Source organism: Corynebacterium sp. HMSC036E10 (genome assembly GCF_001836265.1).
Lineage (GTDB): Bacteria > Actinomycetota > Actinomycetes > Mycobacteriales > Mycobacteriaceae > Corynebacterium > Corynebacterium coyleae.
This window is the reverse complement of sequence record NZ_KV827959.1, coordinates 23,460-40,137: the sequence shown is the minus strand read 5'-3', so window position 1 is coordinate 40,137 and position 16,678 is coordinate 23,460. Positions and strand designations below refer to the sequence as shown.

The 16,678-nt window shown below is 63.3% G+C and carries 17 protein-coding genes and 1 pseudogene; 7 read left to right on the top strand and 11 right to left on the bottom strand.

Going from position 1 to position 16,678, the window contains the following annotated elements; all coding sequences use genetic code 11:
- A pseudogene (locus HMPREF2736_RS12345) lies at positions 1-458 on the top strand (transposase); the annotation flags it as partial.
- 129 nt (positions 459-587) lie between these two features.
- Here the strand turns inward: HMPREF2736_RS12345 and HMPREF2736_RS02615 are convergent.
- From HMPREF2736_RS02615 to HMPREF2736_RS02595, 5 genes are all read right to left on the bottom strand, one after another.
- Complete coding sequence (locus HMPREF2736_RS02615) at positions 588-986, bottom strand: DUF3151 domain-containing protein (protein WP_070449528.1); 399 nt, start codon at positions 984-986, stop codon at positions 588-590.
- Positions 987-1,012: 26 nt separating this feature from the next.
- The gene (locus tag HMPREF2736_RS02610; RefSeq protein ID WP_070449531.1) at positions 1,013-1,606 is read right to left on the bottom strand and encodes a Maf family protein; all 594 of its coding nucleotides are present in this window, start codon (positions 1,604-1,606) and stop codon (positions 1,013-1,015) included.
- Positions 1,606-1,791 (bottom strand): acyl-CoA carboxylase subunit epsilon, encoded by a 186-nt coding sequence (locus HMPREF2736_RS02605; RefSeq protein WP_070422838.1) that lies wholly within the window; start codon positions 1,789-1,791, stop codon positions 1,606-1,608. The genes HMPREF2736_RS02610 and HMPREF2736_RS02605 overlap by 1 nt, the downstream gene beginning before the upstream one ends.
- 10 nt (positions 1,792-1,801) lie before the next feature.
- Complete coding sequence (locus HMPREF2736_RS02600) at positions 1,802-3,325, bottom strand: acyl-CoA carboxylase subunit beta (protein WP_070828820.1); 1,524 nt, start codon at positions 3,323-3,325, stop codon at positions 1,802-1,804.
- Between the two features lie 132 nt (positions 3,326-3,457).
- Complete coding sequence (locus HMPREF2736_RS02595; protein ID WP_246822041.1) at positions 3,458-4,723, bottom strand: ATP-binding protein; 1,266 nt, start codon at positions 4,721-4,723, stop codon at positions 3,458-3,460.
- A gap of 192 nt (positions 4,724-4,915) precedes the next feature.
- On the opposite strand from HMPREF2736_RS02595, the gene HMPREF2736_RS02590 reads away from it, so the two are divergent.
- Complete coding sequence (locus HMPREF2736_RS02590; protein WP_070828826.1) at positions 4,916-5,647, top strand: biotin--[acetyl-CoA-carboxylase] ligase; 732 nt, start codon at positions 4,916-4,918, stop codon at positions 5,645-5,647.
- A gap of 22 nt (positions 5,648-5,669) precedes the next feature.
- Positions 5,670-6,125 (top strand): hypothetical protein, encoded by a 456-nt coding sequence (locus HMPREF2736_RS02585; RefSeq protein WP_070449537.1) that lies wholly within the window; start codon positions 5,670-5,672, stop codon positions 6,123-6,125.
- A 39-nt stretch (positions 6,126-6,164) separates the two neighbouring features.
- Here HMPREF2736_RS02585 and budA read toward each other — a convergent pair whose 3' ends face one another.
- The gene (gene budA / locus HMPREF2736_RS02580) at positions 6,165-6,893 is read right to left on the bottom strand and encodes an acetolactate decarboxylase (RefSeq protein WP_070828819.1); all 729 of its coding nucleotides are present in this window, start codon (positions 6,891-6,893) and stop codon (positions 6,165-6,167) included.
- A 58-nt stretch (positions 6,894-6,951) separates the two neighbouring features.
- On the opposite strand from budA, the gene HMPREF2736_RS02575 reads away from it, so the two are divergent.
- Genes HMPREF2736_RS02575 through HMPREF2736_RS02565 form a run of 3 tightly spaced genes read left to right on the top strand, consistent with a single transcriptional unit; the run spans position 6,952 to position 9,083 of the window.
- On the top strand, positions 6,952-8,115 hold the full coding sequence (locus tag HMPREF2736_RS02575) for a 5-(carboxyamino)imidazole ribonucleotide synthase (RefSeq protein ID WP_083322955.1): 1,164 nt from the start codon (positions 6,952-6,954) through the stop codon (positions 8,113-8,115).
- 4 nt (positions 8,116-8,119) lie between these two features.
- On the top strand, positions 8,120-8,623 hold the full coding sequence (purE, locus tag HMPREF2736_RS02570) for a 5-(carboxyamino)imidazole ribonucleotide mutase (RefSeq protein WP_070422842.1): 504 nt from the start codon (positions 8,120-8,122) through the stop codon (positions 8,621-8,623).
- A complete protein-coding gene (locus HMPREF2736_RS02565; RefSeq protein WP_083322954.1) occupies positions 8,616-9,083 on the top strand; it encodes a YdcF family protein in 468 nt (155 codons plus the stop codon). Before purE ends, HMPREF2736_RS02565 begins: the two co-directional genes overlap by 8 nt.
- Positions 9,084-9,133: 50 nt before the next feature.
- Here HMPREF2736_RS02565 and HMPREF2736_RS02560 read toward each other — a convergent pair whose 3' ends face one another.
- The 3 genes from HMPREF2736_RS02560 to HMPREF2736_RS02550 all read right to left on the bottom strand — a co-directional run bounded on the left by HMPREF2736_RS02560 (position 9,134) and on the right by HMPREF2736_RS02550 (position 11,747).
- The gene (locus HMPREF2736_RS02560) at positions 9,134-9,457 is read right to left on the bottom strand and encodes a hypothetical protein (RefSeq protein WP_070828817.1); all 324 of its coding nucleotides are present in this window, start codon (positions 9,455-9,457) and stop codon (positions 9,134-9,136) included.
- 73 nt (positions 9,458-9,530) lie between these two features.
- Positions 9,531-10,187, bottom strand: a complete 657-nt coding sequence (locus HMPREF2736_RS02555; RefSeq protein ID WP_070820669.1) for a TIGR03089 family protein — start codon at positions 10,185-10,187, stop codon at positions 9,531-9,533.
- An 18-nt stretch (positions 10,188-10,205) separates the two neighbouring features.
- On the bottom strand, positions 10,206-11,747 hold the full coding sequence (locus HMPREF2736_RS02550) for an AbgT family transporter (protein ID WP_083322953.1): 1,542 nt from the start codon (positions 11,745-11,747) through the stop codon (positions 10,206-10,208).
- Between the two features lie 226 nt (positions 11,748-11,973).
- Here HMPREF2736_RS02550 and HMPREF2736_RS02545 point away from each other — a divergent pair, with 226 nt between their 5' ends.
- Positions 11,974-13,266: a M20 family metallopeptidase gene (locus tag HMPREF2736_RS02545; protein ID WP_070422846.1), complete on the top strand. Its 1,293-nt coding sequence runs from the start codon at positions 11,974-11,976 to the stop codon at positions 13,264-13,266.
- A 30-nt stretch (positions 13,267-13,296) separates the two neighbouring features.
- Here HMPREF2736_RS02545 and HMPREF2736_RS02540 read toward each other — a convergent pair whose 3' ends face one another.
- Entirely contained in the window at positions 13,297-14,979 is a 1,683-nt protein-coding gene (locus tag HMPREF2736_RS02540; RefSeq protein WP_083322952.1) for an AbgT family transporter, read from the bottom strand.
- A gap of 51 nt (positions 14,980-15,030) precedes the next feature.
- On the bottom strand, positions 15,031-16,614 hold the full coding sequence (locus tag HMPREF2736_RS02535; RefSeq protein ID WP_070828816.1) for an LCP family protein: 1,584 nt from the start codon (positions 16,612-16,614) through the stop codon (positions 15,031-15,033).
- Positions 16,615-16,678: the final 64 nt, after the last annotated feature.

Genomic DNA, 16,678 nt, shown 5'->3' with positions numbered 1-16,678 from the left:
CGGATGTAAAAGATCCTGGGGAAGCTGCCACTTCACCCAGGTTCAAAACCGTTCCTGCAATCACCACACCAGGTGCATCACTCGCGGATATAACCAGCATAGACGAGTTGGAGAAACTCGAATACGAATACATCGATGTGCCACTGGAGCTTCGCATCAACCGTCACGGTGTCGTTGCCGTTTGCGGCTACTCGCTCTATGTCGGTCTTCGCTTTGCAGACAGGGATCTCTTAAGTCACGTCACCGTCGACAATGTCGCCGAGTTCTACACCGCTCACGACGGGGAATTCCTGTTTAGTTTTCCGTTGCCGATCAAGCTCAAACACCGCCCCACCGGTGGACAGATCAACATCAACCACGTCGAAGGTATGACGCACCGTCGTCCACCGAAGCTACGTCATGACCTATCCAAACCCAGACCAAAGCGAGCCAAACCCACCCGGAAAAACTACGGCTAGGACGTGTCCAATAACTCACTGGACTCCTTGTCCAATAAGTGGCTGGACTCCTTGTCCAAAAACTCTATGGACATAACAGTGATCGTCTAGTGCCCCCTCACAGGCAGCTAGACGATCTGCTTTTGACGCCTACCCCAGCAGCTCCTTTACGCTAGCCGGGTCGGCATCGGAGAGCATTTGGCGGCAGCGGTCGTACTCGGCGTCGTCGCCAATCGCCTTGGAGGTCAGCGCGAGCATCGCGATGGCTTTGAGCACACCGCGGTTCGGCTCGTGGGACGCCGGGACCGGACCCCAGCCCTTCCAACCGTTGGCGCGCAGGCGGTCCAGGGAGCGGTGGTAACCGGTGCGGGCGTAGGCGTAAGCGATGAGTTTGTCGCCGGATTCGAGTTCACGCTCGGCGCGGGTGGCCCAGACGGCGGGGGAGTCGGGGTGGGCGAGCGCGGTGTCGTCGGCAAGGAGGTCCTTGCCGGTGGCCGGGTCTGCGGGAAGTTCGATGGGCTTCGGTGCAAGCATGTCGTTGATTTCCATGATGGCCAGGCTACCCACAACGTGCGCTACGCGGTCCAGAAGTCGGAGGCGTCCAGCCCGAAGCGGTACAGGCAGCGGCGCAAAAGTGGCATGGACAGGCCGATGACGCTGGTGGGGTCGCCGTCGATGGAGTCGATAAACCAGGAGCCGAGTGCCTCGAGCGTGAACGCGCCGGCGCACTGAAGCGGCTGGCCGGAGCGGGCGTAGGCCTCGATGTCGGCATCGGATACGTCACCGAAGCGGATGGCGGTGGTGACGGTATCCACGACCCATTCGCCGCCGAACCACACCGCATGCCCGGTGAGCAGGTGTGCTTCCTTACCGCGCTGTGCTTTCCACCGGCGGATAGTTTCGTCGACGGTGTGGGGTTTGCCCAGCAAGGTGTCGTCGAGAAGCAGCATGCTGTCGCAGCCAACAACAACGTCGTCGGGGAATTCCGCAATTGCGGTCTCGGCTTTTGCGCGGGCGAGGGTGGCCACGGTGGTGGCGGGTGGGACGTCGCCAAGTACAGCGATCACCGCATCCTCATCGATGTGCGCGGGGCGCAGCACCGGGGTGACGCCGCCTTGTTCGAGCAGCATGCGTCGCGACGGCGACTGCGACGCCAACACCAACCGCATTAGAAATACGCCGCCGAATCGAACGCGTGCGGATTAAACGCAGTCGCCGGGTGGGACGCACCCCACATGTTGGCGTCCGGCTGCACCCCGGACTGCTTGCGTTCGCGCTGGAGCTGCAGCAGCACCTCGGTCAGCGCCTGCAGTTCCGCCTCGGTGGGGTTGCCTTTAACTACCTGAATATCCACGTCAGCCTCCTTACAGCGGGATGTTGCCGTGCTTCTTCTGGGCCGGGTAGGTCACCTTGCGCTCAAGCAGGCGCAGACCCTCGAGGACGCGGGCGCGGGTGGTGGACGGTTCGATGACGGCGTCGACCATTCCGCGCTCAGTGGCCACGTACGGGTTGAGGTTGTCCGCGGCGTACTGCTCCTCGTCGGTGCCGATCGCCTCGGCGGCGGTGGTGGCGTCTGCCAGTGCGATCTGTGCGGTCGGCCAAGCGAACACCAGGTCCGCGCCCAGGCCCTTCGAGCCGAGCAGCGCGTACGACGGACCGAACGCCTTGCGGGTGACCACGGTGATCGTGCCCACCTGGGCCTCTGCAAACGCGTAGGCGAGTGCGGCGGCGGCTGCGGCGGACCCGGAGCGCTCCTCCTCGACCGACGGGAGGAAGCCGGGGGAGTCCACGAACTGCACGATCGGCAGGTTAAACGCGTCGCAGGTGCGGATGAAGCGTGCGGCCTTGCGTGCGGCGTCGCGGGTCAGGCAGCCAGCCAAAACACTCGGCTGCGTTGCGACGACACCAACCGCGCGCCCGCCCACGTGCGCAAAACCGGTGACCACGGAACCTGCGAAGCCAGCGGAGAGTTCCAGAACGTCGCCGTCGGTGACCGAAGCCAGGATGTCGGTGACGTCGTAGGGCTGGTTGTCGTCGTCAGGCATGAATGTGTCGAGGTCGGCCTCCGTCGCAGGGGCCTCGGCGTTGTCCGCGCCCAGCGGGGAAGCGGCCTTGTTATTCAGCGGCAGGTAGCTGACCACGGTACGGGCCAGGTCCACCGCTTCCGTATCGGTCGCGGCGACGAGCTGCGCCAGGCCAGTCTCCGCGGCGTGGACGGCGGTGCCGCCAAGCTCATCGGAAGTCGTTTCGGCGCCGGAGACCTTGCTCACGATGTCCGCCGTGGTCACGTGCAGGGACGCGCCCTCGGCCATGACGGTGATGTCCGCCATCGGGACCGTGGTGGCAGCGAGCGAGGCGACATCCCCGGCCACGACCGCGATCTGCGGAATCAAACCCGACGCACGGGTTGCCGCACGCAGGATCTGTGCCTGCATATGCGCGGTGACAATGCCTTCCTTCCAACGCGGGCCAGTCGAGTCATAAATACCGATCAGCGGCACGCCGGTCTTGGTTGCCAAGTCGTAGATCTTGAGGATCTTCTCGCAGTACACCTCACCGACCTGGCCGTCGAAAATCGTCGGGTCTTGGGAGAAGACGCAGACACGACGGCCGTCGATCAGCCCGTAGCCCGTAATCACACCGTCGGTGGAAGGCTTGGACTTGTCCATCTTGTATGCCTCGACGCGGTGCTTGGCCAGGGCGTCGGTCTCCACGAACGTGCCGTCGTCGAGAAGCGAAAGCACGCGCTCACGAGCAGTGGTGCCGCCAGCCTCATGGACAGCATCGATCGCGTCCTGACCGACCGGTGCCTGCGCCTCATCCAGGCGATTGCGCAGATCCTGAATGCGGCCAGCCGTCGTGGTCATGTCGGGTTTAGATGAACTCATAACGCCCCAGTCTAGATTCCGAGATTGTTCCTGCCACATTGCCTATCGACGGCGCGTCGCCAGACGTTTCGCTACGGCGGGGCGTGGTTCGCGTGGCCGGAGCGCGGGGTTGGGGTGAGGGAGCGGGGAACACTAATTGCCGAGAAGCACGAGAGGCATAACGATCACACCGTCACGTCGTACATAAGCCTGTTTCCCCGTGGTAAGGACCATGAGGTTGGTGACGCGGTCTGGAATACGTTCGCGCAACCATAGGAGGTGTCGGACGTCGGCGTCGTCGATATGAGGCTTCAGCTTGACCTCCACCCCGAGTACCTCCCGTTCAGCGCCCTCAATGATGAAGTCGACTTCCCGCTCTCCCGCGTTGGACCTGAGGTGGTAGACCTTGGCCCTGTTTGCTTGGGCCAGTACACGCAGGGTGAGCGCGCACAGAGACTCGAAAAGCGGCCCGAACATGTGCGCAGCACGGTTACTCAAGAGGCCAGATGAGGATATTCCAAGAAGTCTGGCAGCGAGGGCGGGGTCAGCCAAGTGATGCTTTGGGCCTTGCTGCAGACGCTTGAACTCATTGTTTTCTGGAACCCAACCAGGAACTGGATCAAGCAGCCAAATCTTTGCAAGGTGCTCACGATAAGCGAGTGTGGTCTTCTGATTCGGTTGTTCAGTCTGACCGCCGGTGGTCGCATCAAGCAGTCTGGAGTAAGCGGTGGTAGTCGCTGTTGCAGCAGCGTATGCACGCAACCAGCTTCGAAGCGATTCCGGCCGTCTCACCTCGTATCCTGCATCGGGAATATCACGATCGATGATTCGCTCAATGTAGGAATCCAGCAGTGTGACCTGGATGAGCGGATTCGCGGAAGCGATGGCGGGGAATCCGCTTCCGGTGATGAGGCGTGCGTAGTCGTCGAGCGTACAGTCAGAAGAACCAGTTACATCGGTGTTTCCGGCCAAGATCCCGGCGAAGCTGCATGTGGGGTTAGCGACGCCACGTTCATGCACTGCCATTGGTCGCATTCTCAGTGAGACGATGCGTCCGGCCCCAGAGTGTGAGCCCTTCGGGTCAACTGGGGTAGCAGAGCCGGTGAGGAGGAAGCGCCCGGGCCCAGCGCCCTGATCTACTTGACGGCGGACAGAATCCCAGATCTGGGGAAGATGCTGCCACTCATCTAGTAGAAGAGTTCCATCTGGTGCGGAGGAGAGCGAGAAATCTGCCTCGGCAACGTTCCTCATATCGGGATCGTCGAGATACCAAGCAGCGTCGGCTCGGCGCCTTGCAGTGTCGGTCTTGCCCACACCTTTTGGTCCGTCAATTGCGATTGCGGGCAGGTGAGGCATAAGGAGATCAAGCTCGTCATCAAGCGTGCGCCGAAGATATGACATACGGGTAGTGTACAGCATGAATAGTTCCTACTACCTGATTTTCAGGACTTCTACTACCCGTTTTTCAGAAGGGCTACTACCTGATTTTCAGGACTCCTACTACCCAATTTTCAGAAATGGGGTGCCTCTTCGGCGAAGCGCGCTAACTGACCTTTGCGGGGAGAGGGGCACCGAAACCCCAACACCCTGCCCGCTACTACGCTCGTGACCATGAGTGTCAAGGACGTGCAGGCAATTCAGGACAAGGTGGCCGAATACTGGACTGACGTGCGGTGGGTCGAGTCCACCGGGTCGACGAACGCGGACCTGCTCAAGGACGGTTCCGCGCCGGGCACGGTGCTCATCGCAGACGAGCAAACCGCTGGCAAGGGCCGCTTGGGCCGCCATTGGGTGTCGCCGAAGGGCTCGCAGTTGGCCATGAGCATGGTCATCGACGTGACCGATACCCCGCCGCCGTTCGGGTTGCTGTCTATCGCGCCGGGGGTGGCGGTGACGGATGTGGTGCCGCAGGCGCAGTTGAAGTGGCCGAACGATGTGCAGATTTGCGGCAAGAAGATCGCTGGCATCCTCTCGGCGTTGGATATGCCGCGGGTGATTGTGGGCATCGGCATTAACGTCGCTATGCGTCCGGAGGATCTGCCGGTGGAGACCGCCACCGCCCTGAACCTGGAGGGCATTGACGTGGATTTCGACGAGTTCACCGCCGACATCCTCGCCGCGATGGGCCGTCGTTTGAAGCAGTGGCAGGAGCGCGACCCGCAGTTGTTGGAGGATTACCGCAAGGTCTGTTCCACCATCGGCCAGCAGGTTCGCTTGGAGTTGCGCGAGGGGGAGGAGACGGTGCGCGGCCTGGTCACGGGCATTAATGATGAGGGCGAGGTGCTTATCGACGACACCCCGTTCTCCGTCGGCGATGTCCACCACCTCCGCCCGACCCAGTAGGCGTGCAGTAACCTAGCCGGTCATGGCTAACAAAGCGGTGTTTCGCGTCGGCGAGGACGAGGTGGTCCTCGCCGATGTGTGTGCGCCGCTTTCTTCGTTGACGTTCCCGTTGCTGGAGTTAGTGGCGCTCACGGGTATCGCCTGGATGGCGATCGGCTGGATGGACGTGACCCCGCACATCGATCCGGGGATGCGCAACATTGTGGTGCTGATCTGGGCGATGCTGGCCCTGTGGCGGTTTGTGTTGCCGTTGGTGTCGTCGCGACGCAGGCGCTTCGTGGTCACCGACAAGCGCGTCCTGGCGCGGGGGCGGCGTGGCGCGGTGGATTCGATCCCGTTGCGCCAGATCCATTCGGTGCGCCGGGAGCGCGGGGGCTTGTGGATCGCGCTGTATGGATACGCCCAACCGGTGCGCTTCGATCGGGTGGGCAAGACGCGCGCGGTGGAGAAGGTGCTGCAGTCGCAGCTGCGCGGCTAGGCGCCCCCGCGCCGCAGCACCCGCGCCGCAGCCCCGCGGCTAGTCCTTGACTTCCGTGGTGTGGAGCTGCTCGTCGAGGTCCTCAGGCGAGAGGTGCCCGCCGAGGAATTCGGCGGTGACGGGCAGGTGCAGTTCCATGTCGGTGCCGGGGCACAGTTCGATGACGGCGTCGTCGACGGTGTAGTCGAGGACGTGGCCGCCGCGCGTGTGGTCGTCGTCAATGAAATGCACGTGGCAGCCGGGCACACCGATGCCTTTGGCGTACATGGGGGTGCGGAATCCGCCGATGACGCCTTCGACGTCGGTGAAGATGTGTTCGGCGTCGTCGGAGACCGCCTCGGACATTGGGGGATAGGGCTTTTCTTGTTTGGTGACGGTACGCACGCGGACTTCTTTGAATCGGCCGGTGATTTTGACGGCGGTGAAGAAGTTGTGGCTGGGTTCGGCGTCGTCGATAAATCTGGCGAGTTCGGCGCGGACCATGCCGGCGGGGGCATCGAAACGCAGGCGGGGTACGAAGTTGGTCACCACGGTAAAGGGGGTGCGTTGGTCGAGGTCAGCGACGCGGGCTTTGCCGTCGGAGGTGAGTTGGTGGCATACGCCGTCGAGGATGAGCATCTCGCCGTCGAGGGCGTCGAAGGTGCCGAGGCCGAAGTTGCCTTTGCTCAGGATGTCGCTGATGGTGAGCTCGCCGTCGTAGATGCCGTCGAGAAGTGCGGTCATGAGAGAGTTTTGGAAAATGGTGTGGCGGGCGATGGTTTCAGACATGGCTGCGATGCTAGTCGGTTGGCCGACTACAGTGTGGGGCGTGAGTAACGCGTATGGGATGCCTGTTGTCGCCGTGCTTGGCGACGGCCAATTGGCACGAATGATGCAAACAGAAGCTATCGAGCTCGGCGTGGACACTCGCGTGCTCGCGTCGAGTAAGGACAAGTCGGCGGCGCAAGTCTTCGGTGATGTCCGCATCGGCGACTACACCAACCTTGAGGATCTGCGCGCGATCGTCGAGGGCGCGGACGCGGTCACGTTTGATCACGAGCATGTGCCGAACGAGTACGCGCAATTGCTTATCGACGACGGCGTCGCCGTCGAACCCCGCCCCGAAGCCCTCATCTACGCCCAGGACAAACTCGAGCAGCGCCGCCGCCTCGCTGAGGCGGGCCTGCCGGTGCCGCCGTTCGCGGCCATCACGTCGGCTGCGGACGCGGAGGCGTTCTGGGACGAGACCGACGGTCAAGTCTGCCTGAAGGCGACGCGGGGTGGGTATGACGGGCATGGGGTGTGGTTCCCGTCGTCGAGAAGCGAGTGCGCGGAACTCGTCGAGGACCTGCTTGGCCGCGACCTGCCGCTGATGGCGGAGAAGAAGGTCGCCTTTACCCGTGAGTTGTCCGCCATGGTGGCACGCAACCGCTCCGGCGATGTACGCGCGTGGCCGGTGGTGGAGTCGCGCCAGGCAGACGGCATTTGCCGCGTGGCCATCGCGCCCGCACCGAACATGTCAGACGAGTTGGCTCAGCACTGCGAGAAACTCGCCGTCCGCGTGGCCGAAGGCTTGGGTGTCACCGGCGTGCTGGCGGTGGAACTGTTCGAGTTTGAGGGTCCGAACGGCCCGGAGGTGGCCGTCAACGAGTTGGCCATGCGCCCGCACAACACTGGCCACTGGACCCAGGACGGCTGCCTGACCTCCCAGTTTGAGCAGCACATCCGTGCGGTGTTGAACTGGCCGCTCGGTGCCGTGGACACGCTCGCGCCGGCGACTGTCATGGTGAACACCCTTGGCGGCGACGAGGACCCGGATACCCCGATGGCCGAGCGCGTCGTCGCGGTGATGCGCAAGTACCCGCAGGCCAAGGTGCACCTCTACGGCAAGGACCACCGACCGGGCCGCAAGATGGGCCACGTCAACGTGTGCGCCGACACCGTCGAGGAGGCACTCGCGATCGCCGAGGACGCCGCGCACTACATCATCCACGCAACCTGGAAGGACTAAGCAGATGGCACAGCCGCAAGTTGGCATCATCATGGGCTCGGACTCGGACTGGGACACCGTCGCCCCGGCCGCCGAGGTACTCGCCGAGTTTGGCATCCCGTTCGAGGTCGGCGTGGTCTCCGCCCACCGCACCCCGGACAAAATGCTCGCCTACGCCAAGGAAGCACACGCCCGTGACCTGCAGGTGATCATCGCCTGCGCTGGCGGTGCCGCACACCTGCCGGGCATGGTCGCCGCGGCCACGCCGCTGCCGGTCATCGGTATCCCGCGCGCGCTGGACACGCTCGACGGCATGGATTCGCTGCTGTCCATCGTGCAGATGCCGGGAGGTGTCCCGGTGGCAACGGTCTCCATCGGTGGTGCAAAGAACGCCGGCCTGCTCGCCGCCCGCATCCTGGGTGCCGCCGACCCGGCTGTGCAGCGCAAGATGGTGGACTACCAGGCGCGTATGGCAGCCGAGGTAGAGCGCAAGGACGAGGCGCTGCGCCAGCGCCTGATGGGTGAGTAACCCAATCGTTGTGTTAGGCGCCCGGATTGTGGACGGGCGCCCTTCTCGCATGCTCGAGCACCGCTTGCACAAGGCGCTCGAGGTGTGGCGTGCGAATCCGGCGCCGATCGTGGTGTCCGGCGACGGGGAGGCCGACATCATGGCCGCCTGGCTCACCGCCCACGGTGTGCCTGCCGGGGCGGTGGTGCTCGAGCCGCATGCGCGGTCCACGAACGAAAACCTGGAACGTTCCCGCGCGCTGTTCCCCGACGCGTCGTACCTCACCGTAGTGACCAGCGGTTTCCACGTCCCCCGTACCCGCGTGTGGGCGTGGCACCTGGGCATCCCGGTGCGCATGGTCGCTGCGACGACGCCTGAAACCTCGCGGAAGAAAAACTACGCGCGCGAAGTGTTCGCCGTGCCGCACTCCATCACGCGCGTTGCTTGGCGACGACTCGCCCGCCGCCTCTTCGGCCGCTGAGCCATGCAACACGTGCCGGGCGGCGTCGGCCAGCACGGCGGCGCCCGGGACTAGCGGGGGAGACCCGGCAGGTTGATGCCGAAGTGTGGGCCAGCAAAGTACAGGCCTGCTGCGCCGAGGGTGGCGATGATCGCAGCCGCACCGACCAGCAGCGCGACGAAGCGCCCTGCGTTATCGACTTCATCCTGGGTGTACTCGGAGCTACCCGGGCCGGTGGCCATCTTCTTGTCTTTCGGGGTGCTGTTTGTGTTCTCGGTTTCCGTCTGAGCCGTGGTCTCAGCCTGGGCCGGGGCGACAGTTGCGGTGGCGAGGCTGACGGTCAGTGCGGGGGCGAGAGCCAGCGCACCAGTGCGGCGGATCAGCGTGCGGGACATGCCGGATTCCCTTCATCAATGCGGGTAGTGTCCGGCACAGCTTAGCCCAGGAGTGCAGGGGTAACAGTTATGACTACTGGATACGCCGCGTGACGTTCTCAGCGGCGGAGATCTCCTGGAGCCGTTCATCGGATACCGAACCCGTGACGACGACCACGGATCCACCAGCGGCCAGCGGTACCATCACCGACATCGTGAAGTCATCGGTGCCACGCCAATCTTGGGCGAGGTAGCGTTCGGCCTCAACGCCTGGCTGGGCGAAGGTGGACAGGTCTGGGCTGTTGCCGAAGTAGTCGTCGCCGTAGAAGCGCACGGTGGGGCCGAAGTCCACGGTGCCGGGCGGAATGGTGCCGCCGGCTTCCTCGACGCCGCGGCCGAACGGGTCGTCGGAGACCAGAACGCACTCGGCGGCATCGGTCCAGGCGTCGGCGCGTTCCGGGGTGGTGAAGACGATATCCGGGGAGGTTGGGTGGTCGTCGATAAGCGGAGTGCGCGACGAGTTCAACGTGCCCACCGCAATCACCGCAGCCTGCCAGGAGACGGGCAGGTCGATGACGATGCTCGCGTCGAGGGGGAGGTCGAATTCCTCGTCGAGCATGTTGGCTACTTTGCTGGCCCAGTTGTCCAGCGTTTGGGCGGAGAAATCCATGCGTAATCCCCGCGCATCGTCGTAAATGGTGAAGCGCGGGGATGCGGGATCTGCGGCGAGAAGTGGGGCGAGCATGCTCATGCTCGCCCAGTGTAGGCACTACAGGAAGATGGCAGCGCCGGGGCCGAGCGGCAGGTCGAAGATGTACCAGATGAACAGCAGGGCAGCCCAGGACACCCAGAACGGAACCACGAACACGATCAGGCGCGACATCAGCGTGCCCAGGCCCGCATTGGGCTCGTATCGACGAAGCAACGTCAGGATCACGATGATGTACGGGTTCAGCGGGGTGATGATCTGGGTGGCGGAGTCGCCGACACGGAACGCGGCCTGCGTGAAGGCGGGCTCGAAGCCGATCAGGGCGAACATTGGGACGAACACGGCTGCCATCAGGGTCCACATCGCGGAGCCGGAAATAACCAACAGGTTCAGGCACGACGCCAGGATGATGAACGCGAGGATGGCCGCGAAGCCGGTGATGCCGGCCGCCTCGAGCATCTCTGCGCCCTTGACGGCGGAGAAGGTGCCGATGCCGGACCAGCTAAACAGGGAAATGAACTGGCCGAGGATGAACGCGAGAACCAGGAAGCCGAGCATGTCGCCCATCGCCTTGGTCATCATGTCCACGACGTCCTTGATGTTCTTCACTGTGCCAGCGACCTTGCCGTAGACGATGCCGAGGACCATGAAGTAGGTGAAGACGATGAACACGATCGACTGCAGCAGCGGGGACTTCGGTAGGAAGCCACCTTCTTCGTTGCGCCACGGGGAATCCGGGATGAGTACTGCGAACAGGATGATTGCCGTGACGATAAGCGTGGCGACGCCCGCCCACATCAGGCCGCGGCGTTCCGGCTTGGTCAGTTCGACGGAGATCTCGTTGCCGTCGGCGTCGCGGTTCATGCCGTCGTCGCCCTCGACCATCTCCTGGGGGACGTCGAGTTTGTGCATGCGGGGCTCGAGGATCCTGTCGATGATGAAGCCACACGCCAGGCCCAGGATGATAGAGGCGGCGATGTTGAAGTAGTAGTTGGACACCGGGTTGACCTCGGTGGCGTCCATGCTCGGCAGGGTTTCCATCACGGCGTTGGTGATGCCGGCGAACAGGGCGTCCAGCGACGTCGGCACTAGTGCGGTGGAGTAGCCAGCGCCGACGGCGGCGAAACCACCGAGCAGGCCTGCGACCGGGTGGCGGCCAGCGGCCTTGAACACCATCGCGGCCAGCGGCGGGATGACCACGAACGCGGCGTCCGCCATGATCGAGCCGGTCACGCCGATGATGCCCACCGCGTACGGCAGAACCGAGCGGTTAGCGGAGCCGAAGAGCTTGCGGATGAGCGCGGAGAGCATGCCGGAGCGCTCGGAAACGCCCACGGCGAGCATGATTGGCAGGACCGTGACCAGTGGCGGGAAGCCGAGGTAGTTCTGGCCGAGGGTAGTGGTGAACCAGGCCAGGCCTTCACCGGTGAAGAAGCCCTTGATCTTCACACTTTCGTCCTCGCCGGGCACTGCGACTTCGGCCCCGAAGTACGCCATCACGGTGGAGATCACCGCGGTGATGAGGAACAGGATAAGGAAGAGCGTGAATGGCTCCGGAAGTTTGTTGCCTACCGACTCGATGGTGCCGAGGAGGCGATCCATTGCGGTTTTCTTCTGTGGTGGGCTGCTGTCGGCAGAGCGCTCGAGCTCGGCGCTCTCTGTGGCTTTTCGCGTACTCATGCGTATATGTTGTACCAGTCACATTAATTCTGCGCTAGGGTTTTGTAGAAACGTAATCCGATCGACGGAGAGTGAGCGGACCGTGAGCGAAACGCATCCCAACCGCCCGACCAGCCCAACCCCACCGAACCCTGCCTTCCTGCAACGCATGGACGCAGTGGTGCGAGATGAGATCGCCGCTGCGTCGCCGCAGTTCCCGGTTGAGCCGGGCTATCCGGAGCGTGACGCGGTGTGGGGGAAGGTCGAGCGCAACGTCGAAGCCGTCCGGGCCGACCTGGAACACATCATGCGTGACCTGCACGCGAACCCGGAGGAGGCGTTTCAGGAATTCCATGCGCAGGCTGTGATTGCGAAGGTGCTTGAGGGGCAGGGGTTCGTCGTCAAGCAAGGGGCGCATGGCGTGGAAACAGCGCTGCGTGCGGAGTGGCAAAGCGACGATTTTGACCCGAGCACACATCCGACGGTGGCGGTGATGTCTGAATACGACGCGCTGCCGGGTATTGGACATGCGTGCGGGCACAACGTGATCGCTGCATCCGGGGTGGGTGGTTTCCTCGGTGCGGTAGGTTCGGGTTCGGGCCGCATCGTGTTTCTTGGCACCCCGGCGGAGGAGGGCCACACCGGCAAGGAGTACATGATCCGCGGCGGCATGCTCGACGGCGTGGATTGTGCGGTGATGATCCACCCGTTCTGCTACGACCTGGTGTCGCACGCGTGGACGGGGCGCCGCTCGCTTACCGCAACGTTTACCGGCGTTGCCGCGCACGCGTCGATGCAGCCGTACATGGGGCGCAATGCGCTAGATGCTGCGACGCTTGCGTACCAAGCCATGGGGTTGTTGCGCCAGCAGATGCCGCCGTCGGATCGCCTACACGCAATCATCTCGGACGGTGGTGCGAGGGCATCGATCATTCCGGAGACGGCCACGCTGAGCCTCTACGTGCGTTCGCTGTACACCGAAACACTCATGGATTTGAGCAAGCGTATCGACGACATCCTTACCGGCGCCGCCCTCATGACCGGCACCGGCGTGGATGTGCAGTGGGATAACCACCCCATGTCGCTTCCTGTCCGCAACAACGAAACCTTGGCGGCGCGATGGGGTGCGACCCAGCAGGCGCGGGGTAGGGAAGTGTTGCCGGGTGGGATCTTGCCGGACTCGCAGGCGGCGTCGACAGATTTTGGCAACGTCTCGCAGCTCGTGCCCGGCATCCACCCGTTGGTCAAGATCGCGCCGGAGGGCACTGCGCTGCACACCACTAAGTTCGCCGATGCGGCGATCACCCCGGCCGCAATGGACGGTGTGATCGACTCCGCGGTGGGGCTCGGCCAAGTCATCGCTGACGTACTCAATGACCCGGTGCTGTTGCAGCGCGCTCGCGAGGAGTTCGAAGCGGCGGGCGGGGCGATCTCCGTGGAGGCGCTGCTAGATGAGGCCTAGATGACGCGTAACTGACGCCTGAATGGCGCGCTACAGGAAGATGGCAGCACCCGGGCCGAGCGGCAGGTCGAAGGTGTACCAAATGAACAGCATGGCCATCCAGAAGATCCAGAACGGAACCGTGAACATGATCAGGCGCGACATGAGCGTGCCCACGCCAGCCTTCGGTTCGTAGCGGCGCAGCTGCGTCAGGATCACGATGATGTACGGGTTCAGCGGGGTGATGATCTGGGTGGCGGAATCGCCGACACGGAACGCTGCCTGGATGAAGGCCGGATCGAAACCGATCAGGGCGAACATGGGCACGAACACGGCCGCCATCAGGGTCCATAGTGCGGAGCCGGAGATGATCAGCAGGTTCAGGCACGACGCCAGGACGACGAACGCGAAGATGGCGGCGAAACCGGTGATGCCTGCGGACTCGAGCGCGTTGGCTCCCTTGACGGCGGTGAAGGTGCCGATGCCAGACCAATTAAACAGCGCGATGAACTGGCCCAGGATGAACGCGAGGATGAGGAAGTTCACCATGTCCTTCATGGCGCCAGCCATCATGTCTGCGACGTCGGGTACGCGTTTGATCGTGCCCGCAACCATGCCGAAGACTAGGCCCATGACTACGAAGTAGAGCACCACGATGAACACTGTGGACTGCATCAAGGGCGAGTCCGGCAGGAAGTTGCCTTCCTCGTTGCGCCACGGAGAGTTCGGGATGAGGACGACGATCGTGCACACCACGGTCAGCAGCAGGGTGGCCCACAGAGTGGCGCGCAGGCCGCGGGATTCGGCGTCGGTGAGCTCTGCGGAGATTTCCTTGCCGTCGCGGTCGCGGGTCATGCCGTCATCGCCAGCAACCATCTTGTTCGGTACACCGAGCTTGTTTAAGCGGGGCTCGAGGACCTTGTCGATGATGAAGCCGGACAGAAGTCCCAGCACGATCGCGGAGACAAGGTTGAACCAGTAGTTAGAGACCACGGTGACCTCAGGGGCGTCGAGGCTTGGCAGTGCCTCCATCACGGAATTCGTGATGCCAGCAAACAGTGCATCGAGCGAGCCCGGCAACAGCGACGTAGCGTATCCCGCGCCCACGGACGCGAAGCCACCGAGCAGACCCGCCACCGGGTGACGGCCAGCAGCCTGGAACACCATGGCAGCAAGTGGCGGGATGACGATGAACGCCGGGTCGGCGATCAGCGAACCGGACACACCAATCAGGCCCACCGCATACGGCAGTACCGAGGTATTCGCGGAGGAAAACAGCCTGCGGATCAGCGCCGACAACATTCCGGAGCGCTCCGCGATACCGACTGCCAAGATGATCGGCAGCACGTACACCAACGGCGGGAAGCCAACGTAGTTCTTGCCCAGGTTCACGGTGAACCAGGCAAGGCCTTCGCTGGTGAAGAAGCCCTTGATGGGGCGGATCTCGTCGTCGCCAGGCACCTGCACTTGCAACCCAGCCCAGGCCATCACTGTGGAAATGACCGCGGTGATCAGGAAGAGCAACAGGAAGAGCGTGAACGGTTCCGGAAGTTTGTTACCTACCCGCTCAATAAAAGAGAGGAGCCGGTCTACGGCTCCTCTTGGTGTCTGATCTCGTTCGGTCCCATCGTCCGGTCCCGGGTCGGGAACCGTGCCTGATGTGGCCTCCTGAGGTGCTACCGAAGTGGAGCCCTGGGCGGCGTGGTGGACAGAATGATTCTTTGCAATGTTCATGCAAAGAGGTTTTACCTGTCGCCGATTCGAATTTCAGGCGATTGGGGGATATTAATTCACGCAGCGCGGGCTGTCCTCGCCAGCTGAGAGCTCAGGGGCAGGCTCGTTGGCACCGAAATCCTCACCTGGCGTGCCCACAGGAGCAACCTGTTCTGCCTCGTCAGCATCCATCGCGCCGGGCCCGTTGTAGTCGTCCGCGACGACGGCAATGACCGTGTTCGGCTCCACGCTGGCGTTGGCCACGACGGGCACTCCGCCGAGCAGCTGGGCCAGCTCCTGGGCGGCCGGGTCGTTCTCGTCTGCGGCAAGCACTTGGGTAGCTGTGTAGAGGCCTTCCATGGCGTTGGACACGCTGGTCACGGTCAGACCATCGCCATTGAGTACCTCTGCGACGCGTCCAGCCTGTCCGGGGACGCTGCCGGCGTTGAGCACGACTGCTTCGTAGCCGTTGAACGCCTCGCGTGGGGCGCTGGTGGCGGAGTCCGAACCGTCAGAACCCTCAGTGCCGTCCGTGTTGTCCTCCTCAGGCTTAATCGCTTCTGCCATGAACTTCTGCACCTGCGGTAGATCCACGGTGACGATGGACTCGCCATAGTCACCGACACCATTGACGGAGGTCACAGGGATGGTGGTGAAGGTGACGTTGCCACCAGCCAGGCCGGAAAGTTGCTGGGCCAAGCCCACAATGTCCCAACCCTTATCCAGTGTCACGGAGCGTTCCGCTGCGTTAGACAGTTCGCGCAGTTTCGCCGGGTTGGTCAGGGTGCCTGCGGAAAGCATCGACTGTACGAGCGAAGCCATGTAGGCCTGCTGGCGCACGATGCGGTCTAGGTCGCCGCGCGGCAGGTCGTGGCGTTGGCGCACAAACGACAGGGCTTGCGCACCGTCGAGGGTCTGCTCGCCGGCGGGGAACTTCGCGCCGGAGAGTGGCTCGTCCACGGGATTATTCAGGCACACTTTGACGCCGCCGACAGCGTCGGTGAGCAGCACGAAGCCAAGGAGACCGACCTGGGCGAAGTGGTCGACTTCGACACCGGTGAGGTCCGCTACGGCGTCGATCAGTCCCTCTTGTCCTGCGCGAGCAACCTGCTGTTCGAGCGCCGGGCCTTCGCTCATGCCGGATTCGATCAGTTCTTCGCGTTTTGCGGCAGCGTGTGCGCCGTAGACGCCATTAATTTTCAGGTTGCCGTAGTCGTCCGTATGCACATAGGTATCGCGTGGGATGGACACTGCGGTCGCGCGTGAGCCGTCCTCCGGGATGCGGATAACCATGATGGTGTCGGTGTTGATCTCACCGTCCGCGATACCCGCGTTCAGACGGGAAAGTTCCTGCTCACTTAAGGGGTTGCCCTGCGCGTCCGTGCGCGAATCGGAGCCCACCAGCAGAATGTCCATCGCGCCATCCAGGGCGTTGCCGTCTTTGCCTTTGCTTTGCGACGACACCTTTAAGTCCGACGCGCTCAACTGCCCGCCAAGCCGCCCAACGGCGAAATATCCGACGCCCGACAGGGCGATCGCGGCGGCGGAGACAATGGCAAGGGTGGTTCGCAGTGCGGGGTGGCCAGATTGCGAAACATCCCGCACCCGGGACGGGGCAGGTTTGATATCGCGGGCTTGCCGCCTGGGCTCAGTCACGCCGGGAATTATACGACATTCCCCGGCTCGCCCTGTGCCGTGCGCCGGAATTGGAGGTCATGGT

Excerpts from the sequence above, each read along its gene's own strand:
- HMPREF2736_RS02615 (WP_070449528.1), bottom strand. The coding sequence starts at position 986 with ATGGAAATCAACGACATGCTTGCACCGAAGCCCATCGAACTTCCCGCA.
- HMPREF2736_RS02610 (WP_070449531.1), bottom strand. The coding sequence starts at position 1,606 with ATGCGGTTGGTGTTGGCGTCGCAGTCGCCGTCGCGACGCATGCTGCTC.
- HMPREF2736_RS02600 (WP_070828820.1), bottom strand. The coding sequence starts at position 3,325 with ATGAGTTCATCTAAACCCGACATGACCACGACGGCTGGCCGCATTCAG.
- HMPREF2736_RS02595 (WP_246822041.1), bottom strand. The coding sequence starts at position 4,723 with ATGCTGTACACTACCCGTATGTCATATCTTCGGCGCACGCTTGATGAC.
- HMPREF2736_RS02590 (WP_070828826.1), top strand. The coding sequence starts at position 4,916 with ATGAGTGTCAAGGACGTGCAGGCAATTCAGGACAAGGTGGCCGAATAC.
- HMPREF2736_RS02585 (WP_070449537.1), top strand. The coding sequence starts at position 5,670 with ATGGCTAACAAAGCGGTGTTTCGCGTCGGCGAGGACGAGGTGGTCCTC.
- budA (WP_070828819.1), bottom strand. The coding sequence starts at position 6,893 with ATGTCTGAAACCATCGCCCGCCACACCATTTTCCAAAACTCTCTCATG.
- HMPREF2736_RS02575 (WP_083322955.1), top strand. The coding sequence starts at position 6,952 with ATGCCTGTTGTCGCCGTGCTTGGCGACGGCCAATTGGCACGAATGATG.
- purE (WP_070422842.1), top strand. The coding sequence starts at position 8,120 with ATGGCACAGCCGCAAGTTGGCATCATCATGGGCTCGGACTCGGACTGG.
- HMPREF2736_RS02560 (WP_070828817.1), bottom strand. The coding sequence starts at position 9,457 with ATGTCCCGCACGCTGATCCGCCGCACTGGTGCGCTGGCTCTCGCCCCC.
- HMPREF2736_RS02555 (WP_070820669.1), bottom strand. The coding sequence starts at position 10,187 with ATGAGCATGCTCGCCCCACTTCTCGCCGCAGATCCCGCATCCCCGCGC.
- HMPREF2736_RS02550 (WP_083322953.1), bottom strand. The coding sequence starts at position 11,747 with ATGGATCGCCTCCTCGGCACCATCGAGTCGGTAGGCAACAAACTTCCG.
- HMPREF2736_RS02545 (WP_070422846.1), top strand. The coding sequence starts at position 11,974 with ATGGACGCAGTGGTGCGAGATGAGATCGCCGCTGCGTCGCCGCAGTTC.
- HMPREF2736_RS02540 (WP_083322952.1), bottom strand. The coding sequence starts at position 14,979 with ATGAACATTGCAAAGAATCATTCTGTCCACCACGCCGCCCAGGGCTCC.